Raw genomic sequence first — 19,247 nt, 5'->3', positions numbered from 1 at the left:
CGTTACTCGCCTTCTACCCGCATCACGCTGCTGACTTCCCGAACGATGTCCATGTCACGCAGGGCCTCCACGGTCGCGGACAACGCGGCGTCGGTCGCGGTGTGGGTGACCACCACCAGCTGCGCGTCACTGCCCCGGCCCTCCTGGCGGACGGTCTGGATCGACACGTCGTGCTCGGCGAACGCGTGGGCCACCGCCGCCAGCACACCGGCCTTGTCGGCCACGTCCAGCGACACGTGGTAGCGGGTCATCGCGTCACCCATCGGCCGCACGGCTCGCTGGGTGTACGACGACTCGCCGACCCCCGGCACGCCCTTGAGCCGGTTGCGCGCGGCGGACACGAGATCCCCGAGGACGGCGCTGGCCGTCGGGGCGCCGCCGGCACCACGACCATAGAACATCAGCTGGCCGGCTGCCTTGCTTTCCACGAACACGGCGTTGTACGCGTCCCGAACACTGGCCAACGGGTGCGTGGCCGGGATCATCGCCGGATACACCCGGGCGCTGACCGAGTCGGTCGCCTCGTCCAGCTCGCAGATCGCCAGCGACTTCACCACGCAGCCCATCTCGCGGGCCGACGCGATGTCGGTCGCGGTCACCTCGGTGATGCCCTCGCGGTGCACGTCGGCGATGGAAACCCTGGTGTGGAAGGCCAAACTCGCCAGCAGGGCCGCCTTCGCGGCCGCGTCGAAGCCCTCGATGTCCGCGGTCGGGTCGGCTTCGGCGTACCCCAGGGACTGTGCTTCTTCCAATGCCTCGTCGAAGCCGGCGCCAGTGCTGTCCATCTTGTCGAGGATGTAGTTCGTGGTGCCGTTGACGATGCCCATCACCCGGGTCACGTCGTCACCGGCGAGCGACTCGCGCAGCGGGCGGAGGATCGGGATCGCGCCGGCCACGGCGGCCTCGAAGTACAGGTCGCGCTCGTACTTCTCCGCGGCCGCGAACAGCGTCGGGCCGTCCTCGGCCAGCAGCGCCTTGTTCGCGGTGACGACGGACGCGCCGTGCTCGAGCGCGGACAGGATCAGGGTGCGGGCCGGCTCCAGCCCGCCGATCACCTCGATCACCAGATCCAGGTCGCCGCGCGACACCAGTGCCTGGGCGTCGGTGGTGACGAGCGACGGGTCGACGGCGATGTCGCGCTCGCGTCCGGCCCGCCGTACGGCGATGCCCGCGATCTCCAGCCGGGCACCGACCCGGGCGGCCAGATGGTCAGCCTGCTCGGTCAGGATCCGCACCACCTCGGTGCCAACCACGCCACAACCGAGCAGGCCTACCTTCAGAGGTTTGTCGTTCACTCCGCCCCCATGTCCAGAGCCAGCAGGTCGTCTTCGGTCTCACGTCGTACGACGACCTTGGTGTGACCGTCCTTGACCGCGATCACCGGTGGCCGCGGCACGTGGTTGTAGTTGCTCGCCATCGACCGGCAGTACGCGCCGGTGCCGGGGACCGCGATCAGGTCGCCGGGGCGCACGTCCGACGGGAGGAACTCGTCCTTCACCACGACGTCACCCGACTCGCAATGCTTGCCGACTACCCGGGCCAAGGCCGGATCGGCCTGGCTGTACCGACTTGCCAGCGTGCAGGAGTAGTCGGCGTCGTAGAGGGCGGTGCGGATGTTGTCGCTCATGCCACCGTCGACCGACACGTAGAGCCGCGAGGCACCGTAGTCGAGCTGGACCTCCTTGACCGTGCCGACCGAGTAGACCGTGCACATGGCCGGCCCGACGATCGCACGACCAGGCTCGATGGACAGCTGCGGTATGTCGACGGAGTTGGCACGGCACTCGTGCTCGACGATCTTGCCCATCTCGGTGGCGAGCTGCGCCGGGTCGGACGGATCGTCCTGCGTGGTGTACGCGATCCCGAAGCCGCCGCCGAGATCGAGCTCCGGCATGTCCACACCGAGCTCCTCGGAAACCTTTGCGTGCAAGGCGATCACGCGCTTCGCGGCGATCTCGAACCCGGACGAGTCGAAGATCTGCGAGCCGATGTGGGAGTGCAGCCCGAGCAGCTCCAGCTCGGGCGCTTTGTTGACCAGAGCAACGGCTTCGAACGCGTCGCCGGTGGTGATGGAGAAGCCGAACTTCTGGTCCTGGTGGGCGGTCGCGATGTAGGCGTGGGTGTGGGCCTCGACGCCGGCGGTGACCCTGACCATCACCGGCACCACCACTCCCCGGTCCGCGGCGAGCCGGACCAGCCGCTCGATCTCGTGGAACGAGTCGACGATGATCCGTCCGACCCCCGCGTCGAGCGCGCGGGCCAGCTCGGACTCGGACTTGTTGTTGCCATGGAACGCCAACCGCCGGGGATCAGCACCGGCGCGCAGGGCGACGGCGAGTTCACCGCCCGAGCAGATGTCGAGGTTCAGTCCTTCCTCCATCAGCCAGCGCACCACCGTCGTACAGAGGAACGCCTTGCCGCCGTAGTAGACCGAGAAGTCCTTGAATCCTTCCCGGAACGCCCTGGCCCGGGCGCGGAAGTCGGCCTCGTCCAGCAGGAACGCCGGGCTGCCGTGCTCGGCGACCAGCGCGCGGACGTCGACACCGCCGACCTCGAGCGCGCCGTCGGCCGTCTTCCTCGCGGTCGACGACCACAGCTGTGGCACCAGGTCGTTGACGTCCGCCGGGGGACGCAACCAGGCCGGCCCGCGGTGGCCGGCCTCGCCCGCCTCGTGCGCTCTCACATCCGCTCCGGAGCGGAGACGCCGAGCAGGTCCAGCCCGTTGGCGAGCACGGTCCTGGTCGCGGAGACCAGGGTCAGGCGAGCCTTGTGCACCGGCTCCACCTCCTCGTCGCCGCGCGGCAGCACGCGGCAACTGTCGTAGAACTTGTGGAACGCGGCCGCGGTGTCCTCCAGGTAGCGGGCGACCCGGTGCGGCTCGCGCAGCTCGGCGGCGGTGGCGACGACGCGCGGGAACTCGGCGAGCGCGCGGAGCAGGTCGCCCTCGCGCTCGTGGCTGAGCAGGCCCGGGTCGAACTCGTCCAGCTTGATCCCGAGCTCGTCCGCGTTGCGCAGGATCGACGCGAGCCGGGCGTGTGCGTACTGGACGTAGTAGACCGGGTTGTCACTGGCCTGCCGGGTCATCTCCTCGATGTCCAGCGTCAGCGGGGAATCGGCCGGGTAGCGGGACAGCGTGTAGCGGAGCGGGTCGACACCACCCTCCTCGACCAGCTCGGCCAGCGTGACGATGGTGCCGGCCCGCTTGGACAGCCGCATCTCCTCGCCGCCCTTGAGGATCTTCACGAGCTGGCCGATCAGGACCTCGATGTTGTGCTCGGGGTCGTCGCCGGCGCAGGCCGCGATCGCCTTCAGCCGGTTCACGTAGCCGTGGTGGTCGGCGCCGAGCAGGTAGATACAGACGTCGAAGCCGCGCTCGCGCTTGTTCACGTAGTAGGCCGCGTCGGAGGCGAAGTACGTCGGCTCGCCGTTGGAGCGGATCAGGACCCGGTCCTTGTCGTCGGTGAAGTCCGTCGTCCGCATCCACAGTGCGTCGTCGGCGTCGTACAGGTGACCCTGCTCGCGGAGCTTCTCGATCGCGTGGCCGACACCGTCCTGCTCGGTCAGGCTGCGCTCGGAGAACCACACGTCGAACTTGGTCCGGAAGTGCTCGAGCTGGGCCTGCTGCTCCTTGAGCTGGCGCTCGTACCCGGCCTCGCGGAACGCGATCACCTGCTCGTCCTCGGGCAGCGACAGGATGCCCGGGACCTCGTCGACGATCTGCTGGGCGAGATCGAGGATGTACTCGCCGTGGTAGCCGTCCTCGGGGATCGGCTGCCCGTTGGCCGCCGCCTGCAGGCTGGCGCCGAACTTGTCCATCTGGGCGCCGCGGTCGTTGATGTAGAACTCGCGGGCGACGGTCGCGCCGGCGGCGGTCAGCACCCGGGCCAGCGCGTCGCCGACGGCGGCCCAGCGGGTGTGGCCGAGGTGCAGCGGACCGGTCGGGTTGGCCGAGATGAACTCGAGGTTGATCGACTGGCCGTGCAGGCTGTCGCTCGTGCCGTACTGCGGGCCGGCGTCGACGATGGCCTGGGCCACCTTGCCCTGGGCGTCGGCCGCGACCCGGAGGTTGATGAAGCCGGGGCCGGCGATCTCGACCGCGGTGATCGCGTCGTCGGTGCGCAGCTTGGCGGCGAGCAGCTCGGCGAACTGGCGCGGGTTCAGCCCGGCGCGCTTGCCGAGCTGCATCGCGACGTTGGTGGCGTAGTCCCCGTGCTCGGGGTTCTTGGGGCGCTCGACCTTCAGCTCGCGCGGCAGCCCGCCCTCGACGGTGATGGCGCCGTCGTCGGCGAGCGCGGTCAGGGCCTGCAGGATCTTCTCAGCGAGCTGTTCCGGAGTCACCGCCTCAGCCTAATGGCCCGCCACCCGATCCCTTGACTCAGCATCCACAGCCCGGTACGTGATCAGTGCCGGGCACTCACGGTGATGCGGGCGTCGCGGGTCAGCGGGGTGTTCCAGGCGGCCGGCTTGCCGTCGACGGTGACCGTGCGGGACTTGCAGGCGTCGGCCAGGCAGTTGGCGTCGTACTTGACGCCCCAGAGGGTGAAGAACTGGGCGAGGGTGGGGTGCTCGGCGGTGGTTTTGGCTTCGACGTACACGAGACCGTCGGTGGTGTGGGTGTGGACGGCGGCCTGCTCGGCGCGGAGGCGGTCGATGCCGACGCCGGCCGGGACCTGGACCGCGGTGCCGTCGACCGTGACGGCGATGGTCAGGGTGTACGGCGAGGGGCCGGAGAAGTCGAGTGGGAGTCGTTCGAAACCGGCCTTGTCGATGTACGAGACCGCGTCGCGGGGTGCGTCCCACGGAGGCGGCCCGGTCCGGAGCTCGGCCGGACCGGGCGGCGCGGGGCCTACCTGGCAGCCGCCCACCACCGTGCTCATGAGGAGCAGAGCGGCCGCCGTCACGCCCGCCCGGCGCCACCTGCCTGCTCTCATGACGAGCCAGATTGCCATGCGCGCCCGGGCGGGCTGCCGGAGGGTCAGCCCTCCGACGGCATCAGCACCCAGAGCACGATGTAGATCAGGAACTGCGGGCCGGGCAGCAGGCAGCTGACGACGAAGATCAGACGCATCGTGTTCGCCGAGATGCCGAACCGCCGGGCCAGCCCGGCGCAGACACCGCCGATCCAGCGACCGTTGGACGGGCGGACCAGAGTGGTAGCCATGGGTACCGATTTCCTTTCAGCTGTTGGGCTTACAACCACTATGACGCCGGGGCACCGGAAGTCGATCCCGCCGCACCGTGGTTCCAGGGTCGGCTCAGGGTCTCCCGGGGCCTGTCTCGGTGACGCACCGGACGCCGTACCCGATTCGGGATTTCCAGTGACTTCCTGCTACTGTTCTGCACGTTCCTGAGCCCCCGTAGCTCAGGGGATAGAGCACCGCCCTCCGGAGGCGGGTGCGCAGGTTCGAATCCTGCCGGGGGCGCACTCTGATCTCTCGACCCTGAACCCACAGCGGGTTCGGGGTTTCGTACTTTCGGGGGCCGGATCAGGACTCTGCGGCGTCGATGACCTTCTCGTCGCCCTCGTTGACGGCCTTGACGACGGCGTTGTAGTCGCCCTTGTCGATGGCCTTGCTGACCTTCTTGGTCGCCTTACCGACCGCCTTGTCGACACGGTCGAGGTAGAGGTCGTCGACGACTGCGGCGATCGCCGAGGAACCGATCGGCAGCCACTCCTCCGCGTCCACACCGATGGACTTCTCCTCGTGACGTTTCGCGATCGCCCCGACGCCGGCGCCGAGCCCGGCGCCGATCACACCGGCCGCCAGCAGGGGTGGGGCGAACAGTCCGACCACCAGCCCCGCCGATGGCGCCCAGGGTGGTGCCGCCGGCGATGAGCCCGCCGCCGTGCTCTTTGACCTCCACCTGGCCCGAGGAGTCACGGGAGAGGACCACCGCGGCCACCACGACGGTGTCGTCCAGGTTCTTGATGCTCGTGAAATCCGCTTGAGCAGAGGCTTCGTCCTCGTACGCGGCAACGAACAGCGTGTAGTTGCGATCCGCCATGGTGATGCCCCCTTCTCAGGTCGTGGCCGCCCGGCCACCTACACCCAGCGTCACCTCGCCCCGTTGCGCCGTCATCCCCTCCCCTAGGTGATTTCGCCCCATCCCGTTGGTCCGATGTCCGCTGCGGCGCCGGTGAATGATCACAGATCGTGACTTTAACGTCACACTGAGTCCCTATCTGGCAGCGGGCTCATCGCTTTTCGTGGGCAGGGTGACGCCGATCTCACCCACCGCAGGGGATGCCGGGGACGTCGGCGGCTGTGACCATCGTCCCGTAAACATCCCACGTACAGAGGGAATCTCATGACATCTGAGAACAACGCACCCATCGGGCTCCGCAGGTGCCCGGGTGCGGCACTTCACGAACGGGGGGCGGCGAAATGATCGCGCTTGATGACTTCGGAACGGGTGACGTGTTCGTGTCACTCCTCTGGTTCTTCCTGTGGATCATCTGGTTCTGGCTGCTGATCATCGTCTTCACCGACATCTTCCGCAGTTCCGACCTGTCCGGCTGGGGAAAGGCGTTGTGGACGATCTTCGTCGTGATCCTTCCCTACCTCGGCGTGTTCGTTTACCTGATCGCACGGGGCGGGAAGATGCACGATCGCGCCTACCGGGACGCTCAGGCCCAGGACGCGGCCACCCGTGAGTACATCAAGGGCGTGGCCGGGACCTCGACCAGCGCAGCCGACGAGATCAGCCGTCTCGCCGACCTGAAGGAGAAGGGCGTGATCTCGGACGCGGAGTTCGAGGCCGGAAAGGCCAAGGCTCTCGCGAGCGGCTGACCCGGGCGGGTGGTCCGGGATCACCGCGACATCCCCTCTGGTTGCGGTTGGTAGCAACGCGGCCTCCACTGCCGGGTGGCCTTGCCGTGGGTGTCGGAATGGGCGGACACTCACAGCGGGGCACCCGGGGGGCCGCGTGCACCGAACGCAGGGGGGTGGGGGCAATGGGGCTTCGCCGTGTGTGGGGGCGCCGGTTCGGCCGGACTACGGCTGTTGTGCTGGCGGGTGTGCTGGCTGCGGTGGGATTGGCGGCGGTGACGGCACCGGCACAGGCGGCTACGCCGGTGCACGTGCAGAGCCGTGGCAAGGAGATCACCACCGGCACGTTGGACAGCCTCAAGTTCACCAACAACAACGTGGGCGGCAACCTGATCGTCGTTTACGTGGTGTGGAGCAACAGTTCCGCGGTGACGGTGACTGACACCCTGGGCAACGCGTACGCCGCTGCCGCGCCGGTGACGAGGTGGAACGGCAACGCCTGGAGCTCGCAGGTGTTCTACGCGAAGAACGTTGCCGCTGGCACCAACACGGTGCGCGCGACCTTCGGCACCGCGATCACGTCGTTCGGCGACCTCTACATCCACGAGTACTCCGGCCTCGACAAGACGAACCCGCTGGACGTCTCCGCCGCAGCCGTCGGCACCGCGAGCGCGATGAACAGCGGTACGGCGACCACGACCAACGCCAACGACCTGATCTTCGGAGCCGGCGCGTCCCTGGGCACCGTGACTGCCGGAGGAACCGGCTTCACCACCCGGCGCAGCAACTTCGGCAACCGGACCGAGGACAGACAGGTCACCACTGCAGGCCCCTACAGCGCGACCGCAACCCAGAACAGCACCGCCTGGGCCATGCACATGGTGGCGTTCAAGGCTGACTCGACTCCAGCCGACACCACTCCCCCGACGGTCGCGATCACCGCACCCGCGAACAATGCCAGCGTCAACGACATCGTCGTGGTCAGCGCGGACGCCGCCGACAACGTGGGAGTCGTGGCGGTGCAGTTCCTGGTCGACGGGAGTGCCAACGGTCCCGAGGACTCCGCAGCGCCGTACGCACTGACCTGGGACAGTCGCACTGTCCCCAACGGCGCCCACACGCTGTCCGCACGGGCTCGTGACGCCGCCGGCAACGCGACGACGACAGCACTGGTCAACGTCAATGTCGCCAACACCAACTACTTCCAGAACGAGGTCCTGGCGACCGGTTTCGACCTGCCGACCACGTTCGAGTTCCTGCCGGACGGCCGCATGCTGGTGGCCGAGTTGCAAGGCCGGATCAAGGTCCTGCCGCCGCCGTACACGCAGCCGAGCCCGACGCTGTTCCTGCAGATCACGAACATCGGCTCGGCCGGCGTACAGCAAGGCATCTACGACCTCGTGCTCGACCCCGGATTCGCAACGAACCACTACTACTACGTGTTCTACACACTGGGCACACCCAACCACGACCGCGTCTCGCGCTTCACCGCGAACGCCACGCTGGACGGCACCGTCGCCGGCAGCGAGTTCGTGCTGTACGAGGATCCGCAGAACGCCAACGCCGAGCACCACGGCGGCTCGCTGAACTTCGCCAACGACGGGAAGCTGCTCTTCACCACCGGTGAGCACTTCGTTCCCTCGGCCGCGCCGCTGCTCACCAGCCCGCGCGGCAAGGTCCACCGGATCAACCCCGACGGTACGGCGCCGACCGACAACCCCTTCTACGACGGGGCCGGCCCGAACGTCGACACGATCTGGGCGCGCGGTCTGCGCAACCCGTTCCGGGCGTACTACGACGCACCGACCGGCCGGTACTTCATCGGCGATGTCGGCGGCAACGACACCTCGACGTCCAAGGAGGAGGTCGAGCTCGGTGTCCGCGGAGCCGACTACGGCTGGCCCAGCACCGAGGGGCCGTGTGCGGCCCCCTGCACCAGCCCACTGATCTGGTACCCGCACTCGGGCCGCGACGCGGCGGTCACCGGCGGCTTCGTCTATCACGGCACCGTGTTCCCGCCGGCGTACCGAGGCGCGTACTTCTACGCCGACTACGCCCAGAACTGGATCCGTGGCGTCACCCTCGACGCGAGCGGTGCCGTCACCGGCAGCTTCAACTTCGAGCCGCCGGACGGCTCCGTGGACGGGCCGTACGGCGACATCGTCTACCTGGCCGAGGGACCCGACGGTGCGCTGTACTACGCGGACCTCGGCTACTCCGACGAGAGCGGAATGTTCGGGGTGAGCAAGATCCGCCGGATCAAGTACGTCCAGTCCAACCAGGCGCCGGTCGTGACCGCCACGGCCACTCCGGCCTCCGGCCCGGCACCGCTGGACGTCACGTTCTCGAGTGCCGGCTCGTCCGACCCCGAGGGCCAGCCGCTGACCTACTCCTGGACCTTCGGTGACGGCGCCACCTCCACCGAGGCCAACCCGGTGCACACCTACGTCACGGCCGGCGCCTATCAGGCTCGGCTGACCGTCTCTGACGGTGTGAACAACTCCATCTCGACGCCGATCACCATCAGCGCGGGCAGCGTCCCGACGGCAACCATCCTGGCGCCGACCGACGGTGCGCAGTTCGTGGCCGGCGACGTCATCACGTACAGCGGTGACGGCATCGATCCCGATGACGGTCCGCTCCCCGCCAGCGCGTTCACCTGGAACATCGACTTCCTGCACGACGGCCACGTCCACCCCGGTACGCCGATCACCGGGGTGAAGAGCGGCAGTTTCGTCATCCCGTCGACGGGTCACGACTTCAGCGGCAACACGCGCTACCGCATCCAGCTGACCGTCCGCGACTCGACCGGCCTGACCTCGACGCAGTCGGTCATCGTCTATCCGCAGAAGGTCAACCTGACGTTCGACACCGTGCCCAGCGGCCGGCAGCTCTATCTCGACGGGATCGCCAAGACGACGCCGTTCGTCTACGACACGCTGGTCGGGTACAACCACACGATCGAGGCGCGTAACCAGATCGCGGGCGGCACGTCGTACACGTTCGCGTCCTGGTCCGACGGCGGCGGACAGCAGCACACGATCACTGTGCCGGCGACTGCGCAGAGCTACACGGCGACGTTCACCGCGACGCCGTTGCCGACCGGGCTCGTGGGTGCCTGGGGATTCAACGAGGGATCCGGGGCGAGCGTGCACGACTCGTCGGGCAGCGGAAACAACGGCACGTTGTCGGGCGCCGGCGCCACCTGGACCACGGCCGGCAAGTACGGCGCTGCCCTGTCGTTCAACGGGTCGTCGGGCAACGTGACCGTGCCGCACTCGTCGTCGATCAGCCTCAACTCCAGCTACACGCTCGAGGCCTGGGTCAACCCGACAGCGCTGAGCAACTACGAGACGATCCTGATCAAGGAGGTGACCGGCGGCTGCGGCTACTGGCTGCAGACCACCGGCAACAAGATCGCCAGCGGCTTCAGCAACGGCGGTTGCCGCGAGTACGTCAGCACCACTCCGACGATTCCGCTGAACCAGTGGTCGCACCTCGCCGCCGTGTTCAACGACGCGGCCAACACCTACACCCTGTACCTGAACGGGACGGCCATCCGCACCGCCAACGAGACCACGGCACCGGTGCCCAACACCCAGGCCCTGGTATTCGGCCAGTCGGCCTGCAGCAGCTGTGGCGGCGAACGCTGGCGCGGACTGCTCGACGACATCCGCGTCTACAACCGCGCACTCACCGCCACCGAGATCCAGACCGACCTGGCAACAGGAGTCAACTAGCGCTGAAAATTGTTCGGTCTTCGCCCGGGGTTCGGCCGAAGGCCTTGTGGTACTCGCGGGTGAAGTGCGCCGCGCTGGTGTAACCGACGCGGAAGCCGACGTCGGCCGCGGTGGCGGCCTGGGTGCGCAACAGGACCCTGGCCTCCTGGAGGCGGATCTGCTTCTGGAACTGGATCGGAGTCATCGAGGTCGCCGCGCGGAAGTGGCGGTGGAAGGTCGACTGACTCATGCCGGCCAGGGCGGCCAGCTCGGCGACGAGAATCGGTTCGCTGTAGTGCCGGCGGATCCAGCGGATCGCCTGCGAGACGTGAGCCAGCATGCCGTCGGCCAGACCGATCTGGCGGACCAGGGCACCCTGATCACCGGTCAGCAGGCGCCACAGGATCTCCTGGCGGATCCCCGGCGCCAGCACCCGTACGTCGTCCGGACGGTCAGCTATGCGCAACAGCCGTACGACGGGATCGAGCAACTCGGGTGTCGCGTCACTCACCACCAGACCGCCGTACTGCGGGGGCCGGGGCGGCGTCTCGAGGAGCAGGGGCGCGATCTCCAGCGGGTCGAGCCGCAGGCTGACCACGGCGAACGGCTCGTCCGGGCTCGCCTTCAGCGCTTGGCCGATGATCGGAAGGTCCAATGACGTGACGAGGAACTGCCCGGCGCGGTATTCGTACGGGACACCGTTGAGCAGGGTCTGCTTGACGCCGGATGCGACGACCGCGACCGACGGCGTGGCGATTCCGGCGCTCGGCCCGTTGGGTTCGTCGCGCCGACTGACCTGTACCCCGTCGATCAGGGGCACGCTGTGCCCGCGCTGCCCGGCCGCGTGCCGAAGGATGAGCGTCCGGAGTTCGTCGAGCAGGTCCACTCCCCCAGTGAACCAAGTCGGCAGGATCGCGCAAGCCGGTGCCAGCAAGGTGCTCACGATCCGGGGTTCCGCGGTGCTCTGATCGAGAGGTACCAGCAATCTCGAGAAAGGCACCCCCCGTGCACCGCAGAATTCTCGGCGCGACCGGTATCTCGGTCAGCGACGTCGCCCTCGGCGCGATGATGTTCGGCGCGATGGGCAACCAGGACCATGAGGACTCGGTCCGGATCATCCACCGCGCCCTCGACGCCGGCATCAACCTGATCGACACGGCCGACGTCTACTCGGCCGGTGAGTCCGAGGAGATCGTCGGTACGGCGATCCGCGGCCGGCGCGACGACGTCGTACTGGCCAGCAAGTTCGGCCTGCCGATGGGCGCGGACCCCAATCAGCGCGGCGCCTCCCGCCGCTGGATCGTGCGGTCGGTCGAGAACAGCCTGCGCCGGCTCGGCACCGACCACCTCGATCTGTACCAACTGCATCGCCCGGATCACGACACCGATCCCGCCGAGACGCTGTCCGCGCTGTCGGATCTGGTCCAGGCGGGGAAGATCCGGGCGTTCGGATCGTCGATGTTCCCGGCCGAGACGATCGTCGAGGCGCAGTGGACCGCGGAGCGTCGCGGTACGCACCGGTTCCTGACCGAGCAGACCATGTACTCGATCCTGACCCGCCGGCCGGAGGCGTCCGTGTTCCCGGTGGCCCAGCGGTACGACCTCGGCGTACTCACGTTCAGTCCGCTGAACAGCGGCTGGCTGTCCGGCCGGGCGAACCAGGCGTCGTCGCACCGAGCGTCGACCCGGCCGTCCCACTACGACCCTTCCACCCCGACCGGTCAGGCGAAGGCCGCCGCGGTGGCGAAGCTGACCGCGCTCGCCGGCGAGGCGGGGCTGTCGTTGCCGCACCTGGCCACGGCCTTCGTCCGGGCACACCCGGCAGTGACGTCGGTGCTGATCGGCCCGCGCACGCAGGAACAACTCGACAGCCTCCTGCCCGCCGCGGAGATCGAACTGTCCGGCGACATCCTCGACCGGATCGACGAGATCGTTGCACCCGGCACCGAACTGGACCCGGCCGACAACTACAACGCCACCCCACCGGCGATCGAGCACGCTGCTCTCCGGCGCCGCTGAGAATGGGCCTGCCGGGCCGCAGCCGTCATCAGGGCGGCGACGGCGTGCGGATCGTCGCTCATCGGCACGTGGCCGCCGCCGGCCAGCGTCTCTAATCGAGCGCCGGGCGGGAGTTGCTCGACATGGCGCGACCGCTGCCTCAGCAGGAGATCCCGCGAGCCGAAGGCAACCGTGATCGGCACCTCCAACCCCGGCCCGGCCCGATAGTGCCGATCGCGGGTGGCGTCGAGGGTCGCGTCGAAGCCGGGACTCGTCGCCATGTCCCACACCATCGCGCGGGCCAGGTCAGGGCTGATCCGGGACGGCCGGCCGACGATCTGGCGCAGCACGAGCGCACGTCCGACCCTGTGGTTCACCAACCGCGACAGCGGCTTGACCCAGGTCCGCGCGAGCCACCTCGTACCCCGCAGGCTGAGCCGGTTGTACAGCGGCGTACTCCCCGGCCAGAGGCCCGCAGGCGAGATCAGCACGAGAGCGGCGGTCGGCCTGATGTCGGCCAGTTCGAGGGCGACCCACCCGCCGAGCGAGTTCCCGGCGACAGTGGGCGCAACGATGCCCAGACCGTCGAGAAAGGTGGCGACTGCATCCGCCAGCGCGGCCGGATGCGGTTCCACCCCGGCTGCCAGCGGGGGCGAGTCCCCGAAGCCGGGAAGATCAACGGCGATGACGTCGAAGTGCTCGGCAAGTGCGTCGACGACCGGAGACCACACTCGGTGCGAACACCCGATGCCGTGCAACAGCACCAGCGGCGGTCCGGTTCCGGTTCGCTGGAAAGCAAGTCCGGCCATCGTCAGACGCCTTCCTGAACCTGGAAGATCTCGTCGGCGACGAGACCGTGCGCTTTGCGATGCACCGTCGACGCCGCCTCAGCCGACGGGGCTTCGACCAGGCAGAACACCTTGCCGTGCCGTTCGTTCACCCAGTACCGCAGATACCGCACCTCGTAGCGGGCTTCGGTCTGCAGGTCGGCAGCGTGCGCCTTGGCGACGTCTTCTGCCGAGACGCCGTCGGTGAAGTTGTGGACGTCCATGTACAGCGGCATGATTCACACTCTTTCGGTCGCTTGGTCATTTCGCAGCGAACCTATGCCGGCGAGGTGGTCCGGGTGATCCGTAGTGAGCACCCAGGTTCCGCGCGTAGCGACCTAGTTTGTTGCTGCGCCCGGCCGGTCGGGAGCCTCCAGCAGGCCGCGGCGGCGAGCTTCGGCCGCGACGAGCGTTCGCGACGCGACTCCGCGCTTGGCGAGGATCGCGGCCACGTGGTGCTCGACTGTCCGTGGTGAGATCACCAGTTGCGCGGAGATGGTCGCGTTCGACTGCCCGGCCGCGACCAGCGTCATCACCTCGCGCTCGCGGCGGGTCATACCGGCCGCGTCGGAGCGCGTCGATGGATGCGCACCGGAAGGGATCGCGCGCAGGCCGAGCCGGCGCATCCGCCGGCGCGTCAGCCTCGCGGCCGCGTCCGCGCCGACAGCGTCGAAGCGGCGTAACGCCTCCCGCATCCCCAGCTCCGAACCGGAGTCGAGCAGCGCGAGCGCGGCGTCGAAGGGACTGCCGATGTCGTCCCAGAGTTCGGCCGCATGCTCGAAGTCCCCGCTCACCGACCGGGCGTGCGGCCCCGGAAGCCTGGTCCGCGACGGCGTCACGGCGACACCGAGACGCGTTTGCCAGGTCGCGATCTGGCCCTGGAGCCATTCGTGGGCCCGCTCGACGTGGAGACTCCCGACGGTGACGTCATGCAGCGCACTCTCGAGATTCCCCGCCAGCCAGTGCGCCTCCGCCCGTGCGGATCGGGTGAGGGCGATGAGGTCCGGGCGCTCCGTCGCGTCGGCGTTGGTCACCGCTTCGTCCAGGTAGGGCCACGGATCGCCGTCGCCCCGCCGGGCATGGATCCGGCCGATCACGGTCGCGGCGGAGAGCCGGTTGAACGGCGAAGCGCCGCTCGCGAGAACCTGCCGGCACACGTCGACCGCCTCGTCCCACCGGCCCACGCCCAGCAGAATCTCACCCCAGGTGGCGCGCAGACAGATCCCGAACCGGGTCATGCCGGTCTCGTCGCACAAGGCCGCACCCCGCGCGTAATACGACTCGGCTTCCGCGAGCCGGCTGAAGTCGCACAGCGCAGTACACAGGTTCGCGTAGGCACGCGCGGCCTGCTCGCGAGCCCCTGTGTCCAGGGCGATGTCGAGCGCGCGGTTCAGCAGGGGCATCCACTCCTCACCGGAAGTCCACGCGACGATGGCTCGGGTGTTCGCCACGTCGCTACGGACATCCGGGAGGTCCAGCGCGTCGCCCAGGTCACCCGCGCGGCGCAGTAGCAACGACGCAGCCTCGACCTCGCCGTGGTGACTCCGCAGCTGCGCCAGCTGTGCGTAGGCGCGGGCCAGCTCCGGGGTCGCGCCGCCGTCGCGGACGACGTCGACGGCCGCGACCGCAAGCTCCATCGACTTCCGACCCCGGCAGAGGCGCCACATCGTCGCGGACAGCGAACGCATCGCGTCGCTCAAACGGAGCGGATCGGCCACCTCGGTCCAGAGCTCCAGCGCTCGCTGGCCGGCGTCGAGAGCCAGCTGCCAGCGTTCGATTACCGAGGCCTCGGTCGCGAGCCGGGAATACAGGTCGGCGGCCGTTCGCGGCGTGACCTGGGCGGAGAAGCGCAGTGCGGCCTCGAAGTGCTCGACGGCCTCGCGGTGTGCGCCGAGGTCGGCTGCCCGCCGCCCGGCGGCCGGTGCATAGCGTAGGACCGCGGCCTGGTCTCCGGCACCGTCGGCGTGACAGGCCAGCACCGCCTCGTCGGTGCCGCCGGAGCGCTGCAACGCCGCGAGGAGCTGGGCGTGGATCGCAGCCTTGCGATGCACGGGTATCTCGCTCGCCACAGCCCGCCGGTTGATCTCGTGGCGGAACCGCAGCGATCCCGAGTCGCTGACCAGCGCACCGGCCTCGACGAGCTCGTCGAGATCGCGAACCGCCGCGCCCAACGACTCGAGCAGGCCCAGATCGACGTGGAGGCCGGCGACGGCCGCGATGTCGAGCACAGCTCGCGCCGAACCGCTCAGCCGCGCGACGCGAGCGAGCACGGCATCGCGCGCGGTGGCGGGCAGCTCGCTTGCGGACCGCACGATCTCATGGACGAAGAACGCGTTCCCGCCACTCAGCCGGTAGACGTCGTCGGCCGCAAGTCCGCTCCCGGCGGCAAGGACCGCGACCGCGTCCGCGGACAGTGCAGGAACGGTGACCCGACGCATCGCTCGTTCGCCGGCGAGTCCACCCAGGGCGATGCGCAGCGCATCGTCCGACCCGAGCGCATCATCGCGGAAGGTGACGAGGAGCAGCGACCGCGTCATACGAATGCGACGGCCGAGGAACCGGACGAGGTCAAGCGTTGATTCGTCGGCCCAGTGCAGATCCTCGATCGAGACAACGACCGGCGGACCTGGGGCCGACAGGCGGCGTAGCAGCACAGTGAACAGCTCGTCGCGCCCCGTATCGCTGCGGCACGCCTCGAGCAGTTCACCCCTCAACTGCTCGGCGATCTCGAACAACGGGCCGAGTGGCCTGGGCGTGAACAGGCCGTCGCACGTGCCGCCGACCCAGCAGACATCGACGAGCTCTCGTTGCAGCTGTTCCAGCAAGGCGGACTTACCGGCGCCGGCCTCGCCCGAGATGAGAACTACCCGCCCGTCGCCGGCACGGGCTTGTGCTGCGTACTGCGTCAATGCCTCGAGAGCGCTGTCGCGCTCGAGCAACCCCATGAGCCCAGTGTGGGACCGGTTCAGGCTCACCGTAAACACCCGTCACCGGAATGGGTAGCACGGCACGGAAGGTAGGTGGATCGGTCGCCGAGATGGGCGCTGGACGCCGATTCGAGAGTCCCTCCGTCTGCTTGACGCTCGTCGGAGGAGCGGTTGTCGCTCCTCTCGGTTACGGAGGAACTCATCATGCATCCCTACCTCAGCAAGGCGATGGCCGAAGCCCGGCAGGATGACCTGCTCCGCCAAGCGGAGCACCATCGTCTCGTCCGTGCGGCGCGGGCCGGTCGGCAGTCCTGGCTCAGTCGACGGATTGACGCCCTCAGGGCAAGACGATTCCGGCGATCGGCTGTGGGCGGCCTGCAGCCGGCCGATCCGCGCGGCCGACCGCTCTAGGAGGTTTCAACCATCCAGAGGTGGCCGTCGGGGTCGGTGAAAGTGGCGATGTAGGCCCAGGGTTTGCGGATCGGCGCAGTGACCAGCTCGGCACCGGCAGCCACCACCTTGGCGGCGAGGGCGTCGACGGCGGACTCGCTGTCGGCATGGACGCTGAGAATGCACTCGCTGGTGCCGGGCGGTGCGGCCGGCTGCTCGCCGAGCACCCAGCCGAAGCCGCCGGTCGGGATCAGCATGAGCCGCACGTCGTCGGTCAGGGCGAACTGCAAGGGCTCGGGTATGCCGTCCTGCGCAAGCTCACCGACTGGCTTGAAGCCGAAAGCCTCCTGGTAGAAGGCGTACGAGCGCGGACGGTCCTCGATCGGGAGGCTGATGATCATCGGGTCACTCCAGTGGTGAATCGGTCGGCGGCAGGTCCGGACAGGTGGTTGGGCGGGAGGGTGCGGTCGCAGAGGACCAGGAGGAGGTCCTGGGCGGTGCCGCTGAGTGGTTCGCCGGTGCCGTAGGTCCAATCGAGGTCGGTGGCTTTGAGCTGGATGCCGGTGACGTCCACGCCGAAGTACTTGAGCTGCCGCGGGTTCATGTCGTCGAGGATGAGGCGCATCCGGTTGGCGGGCACCTGCCTGTCGATGCCGAGGGCAACAGTCACGTCGAGTCCGTGGATCACGTCGTGCGACAACGCACCCTGGTAGCCGCCACCCGGCGGCTTCCACGGGTGGTTGATGTTCTGCCGCAGACAATCCAGCAGCTCGGCGGCCGAGAGCTCACGACCGTCGCGGCGGGCCTGGCGATCGGCGAATCGATCGAAGTTGCCTCGAGCTTTGGCCAACCCCAGCAAGAAACGTGGTGTGGACAGCCGGAACGGCATGGTGATGTGCGCAACCAGTTCGCGGACCCGCCAGCCCGCGCACAGCGTCGCCTTGTCCCAGTCGTCGGCCGCCAACCCGGCCAGCACGTCGGCGAGATCGGCCCGCTCCCCCGCCACGGCCACTCTGATATCCGTCATACCCCACCGACGAACGGATCAGGCGCCGACGGACACCTGCCGCAACCTTTCCTGCAGATACCGGCGTTCCGCGTCGGTCGCGGCCAGACCGAGAGCCTCCTGGTACGCCGTGGCCGCCTCGGGGAGGCGCCCTAGCCGACGGAGGAAGTCGGCCCGGGTCGCGGGCAGCAGGTGGTAGCCGGCGAGCGGTCCGGCAGCCAGGTCGTCCACCAGTCGCAGTCCCACGGCCGGTCCGTCGGCCATGCCGATCGCGACCGCCCGGTTGAGCGCGATCACCGGAGTCTGCTTGAGCCGTCCGTACAGTCCGGCGATCTGCGGCCAGTCCGTGTCCTCCGCCGTACGAGCTGTCGCGTGACAAGCCGCTATGGCTGCCTGCACTTGATAAGGCCCCGGTGCGCCGCGCCGGAGAGTGCTGTCCAGCAAGTTCTCGGCCTCGGTGATCACGGCGTGGTCCCAGCGGGTGCGGTCCTGGTCTTCCAGGGTCACCAGTACGCCGTCCGCGGTCAGGCGCGTGTCACGCCGCGCGTTGTGCAGCAGCATGAGTGCGAGCAGTCCGGCGGCCTCAGGCTCGTCCGGCATGAGCTGCACGAGCAGTCTGGCCAGTCTGATCGCCTCACCGCTCAGACTGGTGCGCACGACATCTGAATAGCCCTCGTTGAACAGCAGATAGAGCACAGCCAGTACGGCGGGCGTCCGCTCGGGCAGGAGGTGTGCCGGCGGGACGCGGTACGGGATTCCGGCGTGCTGGATCTTCTGCTTGGCCCTGGTCAGCCGCTTCGACATGGTCGTCTCCGGGACCAGGAACGCCCGTGCGATCTCCGCCGTACTCAGTCCGGCCAGCGTCCGCAGCGTGAGCGCCACCCGGGCCTCCATCGCCAGCGCCGGGTGGCAGCAGGTGAACATGAGGCGCAGCCGGTCGTCCGGTACGTCGTACTGCGGGTCCGGCTCATACGTCATCGTGGCCACCTCCTGGAGCTTGGCGGCGCCGACAGCCTCACGACGCAGCCAGTCGATCGCACGGTTGCGTGCGGTGGTGGTCAGCCAGGCACCGGGCTTGTCCGGTACGCCGTCCCGCGGCCACCGCTCCAGGGCCGCGGCGAACGCCTCCTGGGCGCACTCCTCGGCCAGCTCCCAGTCCCCGGTCACGCGGATCAGGGTGGCGACCACCTGGCCCCACTCCTGCCGGTAGACCTCCTCGAACGTCACACGACTCCCGGTGGCGGCTCGAACACCGGACGGATCTCGATCGTGCCGTAACCGGCCGCCGGGTGCTTGGCGGCGATCTCGATCGCCTCGTCCAGGTCGCCGCAGTTGATCAGCACGAAACCGCCGATCTGCTCCTTGGTCTCGGCGAACGGCCCGTCGGTGAGCAGCAGCTCGTCGTCGCGCACCCGGACCGTCGTCGCCTCGGTCGGCGGCCGCAGTCCGGCCCCGCCCTCGACCACGCCGCGGCGCTCCATCTCCTCCGACCAGCCGCCGCAGCCGTCGTTCGCGTGCGACTCGTCACCACAGATCATCAGCAGGTACTTCACGGTCCTCCTCCAGAGCCGGTCCAGACACTGCCTTTACCCCACCGACGAACGGACCCG

17 protein-coding genes and 1 tRNA gene are annotated in these 19,247 nt (G+C 68.7%); 4 read left to right on the top strand and 14 right to left on the bottom strand.

The annotated features are described in order from the left end of the window. Positions 1-2: 2 nt before the first annotated feature. From OG876_RS25165 to OG876_RS25145, 5 genes are all read right to left on the bottom strand, one after another. Entirely contained in the window at positions 3-1,295 is a 1,293-nt protein-coding gene (locus OG876_RS25165) for a homoserine dehydrogenase (RefSeq protein WP_328519091.1), read from the bottom strand. Further along, positions 1,292-2,683, bottom strand: coding sequence for a diaminopimelate decarboxylase (gene lysA / locus OG876_RS25160; protein WP_328519090.1), 1,392 nt, complete (start codon positions 2,681-2,683; stop codon positions 1,292-1,294). The genes OG876_RS25165 and lysA overlap by 4 nt, the downstream gene beginning before the upstream one ends. After that, a complete protein-coding gene (gene argS / locus OG876_RS25155; RefSeq protein ID WP_328519089.1) occupies positions 2,680-4,338 on the bottom strand; it encodes an arginine--tRNA ligase in 1,659 nt (552 codons plus the stop codon). The genes lysA and argS overlap by 4 nt, the downstream gene beginning before the upstream one ends. A gap of 62 nt (positions 4,339-4,400) precedes the next feature. Further along, a complete protein-coding gene (locus tag OG876_RS25150) occupies positions 4,401-4,931 on the bottom strand; it encodes a hypothetical protein (protein WP_328519088.1) in 531 nt (176 codons plus the stop codon). Between the two features lie 44 nt (positions 4,932-4,975). Continuing rightward, complete coding sequence (locus OG876_RS25145; protein WP_328519087.1) at positions 4,976-5,161, bottom strand: PspC domain-containing protein; 186 nt, start codon at positions 5,159-5,161, stop codon at positions 4,976-4,978. 190 nt (positions 5,162-5,351) lie between these two features. Here OG876_RS25145 and OG876_RS25140 point away from each other — a divergent pair. Continuing rightward, positions 5,352-5,423: transfer RNA gene (locus tag OG876_RS25140), tRNA-Arg, on the top strand. Between the two features lie 63 nt (positions 5,424-5,486). Here OG876_RS25140 and OG876_RS25135 read toward each other — a convergent pair. Further along, entirely contained in the window at positions 5,487-5,795 is a 309-nt protein-coding gene (locus OG876_RS25135; protein WP_328519086.1) for a DUF1269 domain-containing protein, read from the bottom strand. 591 nt (positions 5,796-6,386) lie between these two features. On the opposite strand from OG876_RS25135, the gene OG876_RS25130 reads away from it, so the two are divergent. Beyond that, a complete protein-coding gene (locus OG876_RS25130) occupies positions 6,387-6,791 on the top strand; it encodes an SHOCT domain-containing protein (RefSeq protein ID WP_328519085.1) in 405 nt (134 codons plus the stop codon). A 164-nt stretch (positions 6,792-6,955) separates the two neighbouring features. Further along, positions 6,956-10,510 (top strand): PQQ-dependent sugar dehydrogenase, encoded by a 3,555-nt coding sequence (locus OG876_RS25125; protein ID WP_328519084.1) that lies wholly within the window; start codon positions 6,956-6,958, stop codon positions 10,508-10,510. Here OG876_RS25125 and OG876_RS25120 read toward each other — a convergent pair. Further along, entirely contained in the window at positions 10,503-11,432 is a 930-nt protein-coding gene (locus tag OG876_RS25120) for an AraC family transcriptional regulator (RefSeq protein WP_328519083.1), read from the bottom strand. The genes OG876_RS25125 and OG876_RS25120 overlap by 8 nt on opposite strands. A 62-nt stretch (positions 11,433-11,494) precedes the next feature. On the opposite strand from OG876_RS25120, the gene OG876_RS25115 reads away from it, so the two are divergent. Continuing rightward, the gene (locus tag OG876_RS25115) at positions 11,495-12,508 is read left to right on the top strand and encodes an aldo/keto reductase (protein ID WP_328519082.1); all 1,014 of its coding nucleotides are present in this window, start codon (positions 11,495-11,497) and stop codon (positions 12,506-12,508) included. Here OG876_RS25115 and OG876_RS25110 read toward each other — a convergent pair. From OG876_RS25110 to OG876_RS25080, 7 genes are all read right to left on the bottom strand, one after another. After that, complete coding sequence (locus OG876_RS25110; protein ID WP_328519081.1) at positions 12,457-13,296, bottom strand: alpha/beta fold hydrolase; 840 nt, start codon at positions 13,294-13,296, stop codon at positions 12,457-12,459. The two genes, OG876_RS25115 and OG876_RS25110, sit on opposite strands and share 52 nt — an antisense overlap. A gap of 2 nt (positions 13,297-13,298) precedes the next feature. After that, positions 13,299-13,550, bottom strand: coding sequence for a DUF4242 domain-containing protein (locus OG876_RS25105; RefSeq protein ID WP_328519080.1), 252 nt, complete (start codon positions 13,548-13,550; stop codon positions 13,299-13,301). Between the two features lie 102 nt (positions 13,551-13,652). Next, positions 13,653-16,259, bottom strand: a complete 2,607-nt coding sequence (locus tag OG876_RS25100) for an ATP-binding protein (protein WP_328519079.1) — start codon at positions 16,257-16,259, stop codon at positions 13,653-13,655. Positions 16,260-16,648: 389 nt separating this feature from the next. Continuing rightward, entirely contained in the window at positions 16,649-17,032 is a 384-nt protein-coding gene (locus tag OG876_RS25095) for a VOC family protein (protein ID WP_328519078.1), read from the bottom strand. Further along, the gene (locus tag OG876_RS25090; RefSeq protein ID WP_328519077.1) at positions 17,029-17,658 is read right to left on the bottom strand and encodes a maleylpyruvate isomerase family mycothiol-dependent enzyme; all 630 of its coding nucleotides are present in this window, start codon (positions 17,656-17,658) and stop codon (positions 17,029-17,031) included. Before OG876_RS25090 ends, OG876_RS25095 begins: the two co-directional genes overlap by 4 nt. Before the next feature lie 18 nt (positions 17,659-17,676). Beyond that, a complete protein-coding gene (locus OG876_RS25085) occupies positions 17,677-18,864 on the bottom strand; it encodes an RNA polymerase sigma factor (RefSeq protein WP_328519076.1) in 1,188 nt (395 codons plus the stop codon). Continuing rightward, a complete protein-coding gene (locus OG876_RS25080; protein WP_328519075.1) occupies positions 18,861-19,190 on the bottom strand; it encodes a YciI family protein in 330 nt (109 codons plus the stop codon). The genes OG876_RS25085 and OG876_RS25080 overlap by 4 nt, the downstream gene beginning before the upstream one ends. Between the last annotated feature and the right edge of the window lie 57 nt (positions 19,191-19,247).

It is taken from the genome of Kribbella sp. NBC_00359, from assembly GCF_036097425.1.
Lineage (GTDB): Bacteria > Actinomycetota > Actinomycetes > Propionibacteriales > Kribbellaceae > Kribbella.
Note: the sequence above shows the minus strand (reverse complement) of the source record. Positions and strands in the feature narration are given on the sequence as shown.

What these genes read in the sequence shown, in the direction of transcription:
- OG876_RS25150 (WP_328519088.1), bottom strand. Translation starts at nt 4,931, where the DNA reads ATGAGAGCAGGCAGGTGGCGCCGGGCGGGCGTGACGGCGGCCGCTCTG.
- OG876_RS25145 (WP_328519087.1), bottom strand. Translation starts at nt 5,161, where the DNA reads ATGGCTACCACTCTGGTCCGCCCGTCCAACGGTCGCTGGATCGGCGGT.
- OG876_RS25130 (WP_328519085.1), top strand. Translation starts at nt 6,387, where the DNA reads ATGATCGCGCTTGATGACTTCGGAACGGGTGACGTGTTCGTGTCACTC.
- OG876_RS25125 (WP_328519084.1), top strand. Translation starts at nt 6,956, where the DNA reads ATGGGGCTTCGCCGTGTGTGGGGGCGCCGGTTCGGCCGGACTACGGCT.
- OG876_RS25110 (WP_328519081.1), bottom strand. Translation starts at nt 13,296, where the DNA reads ATGGCCGGACTTGCTTTCCAGCGAACCGGAACCGGACCGCCGCTGGTG.
- OG876_RS25105 (WP_328519080.1), bottom strand. Translation starts at nt 13,550, where the DNA reads ATGCCGCTGTACATGGACGTCCACAACTTCACCGACGGCGTCTCGGCA.
- OG876_RS25100 (WP_328519079.1), bottom strand. Translation starts at nt 16,259, where the DNA reads ATGGGGTTGCTCGAGCGCGACAGCGCTCTCGAGGCATTGACGCAGTAC.
- OG876_RS25095 (WP_328519078.1), bottom strand. Translation starts at nt 17,032, where the DNA reads ATGATCATCAGCCTCCCGATCGAGGACCGTCCGCGCTCGTACGCCTTC.
- OG876_RS25090 (WP_328519077.1), bottom strand. Translation starts at nt 17,658, where the DNA reads ATGACGGATATCAGAGTGGCCGTGGCGGGGGAGCGGGCCGATCTCGCC.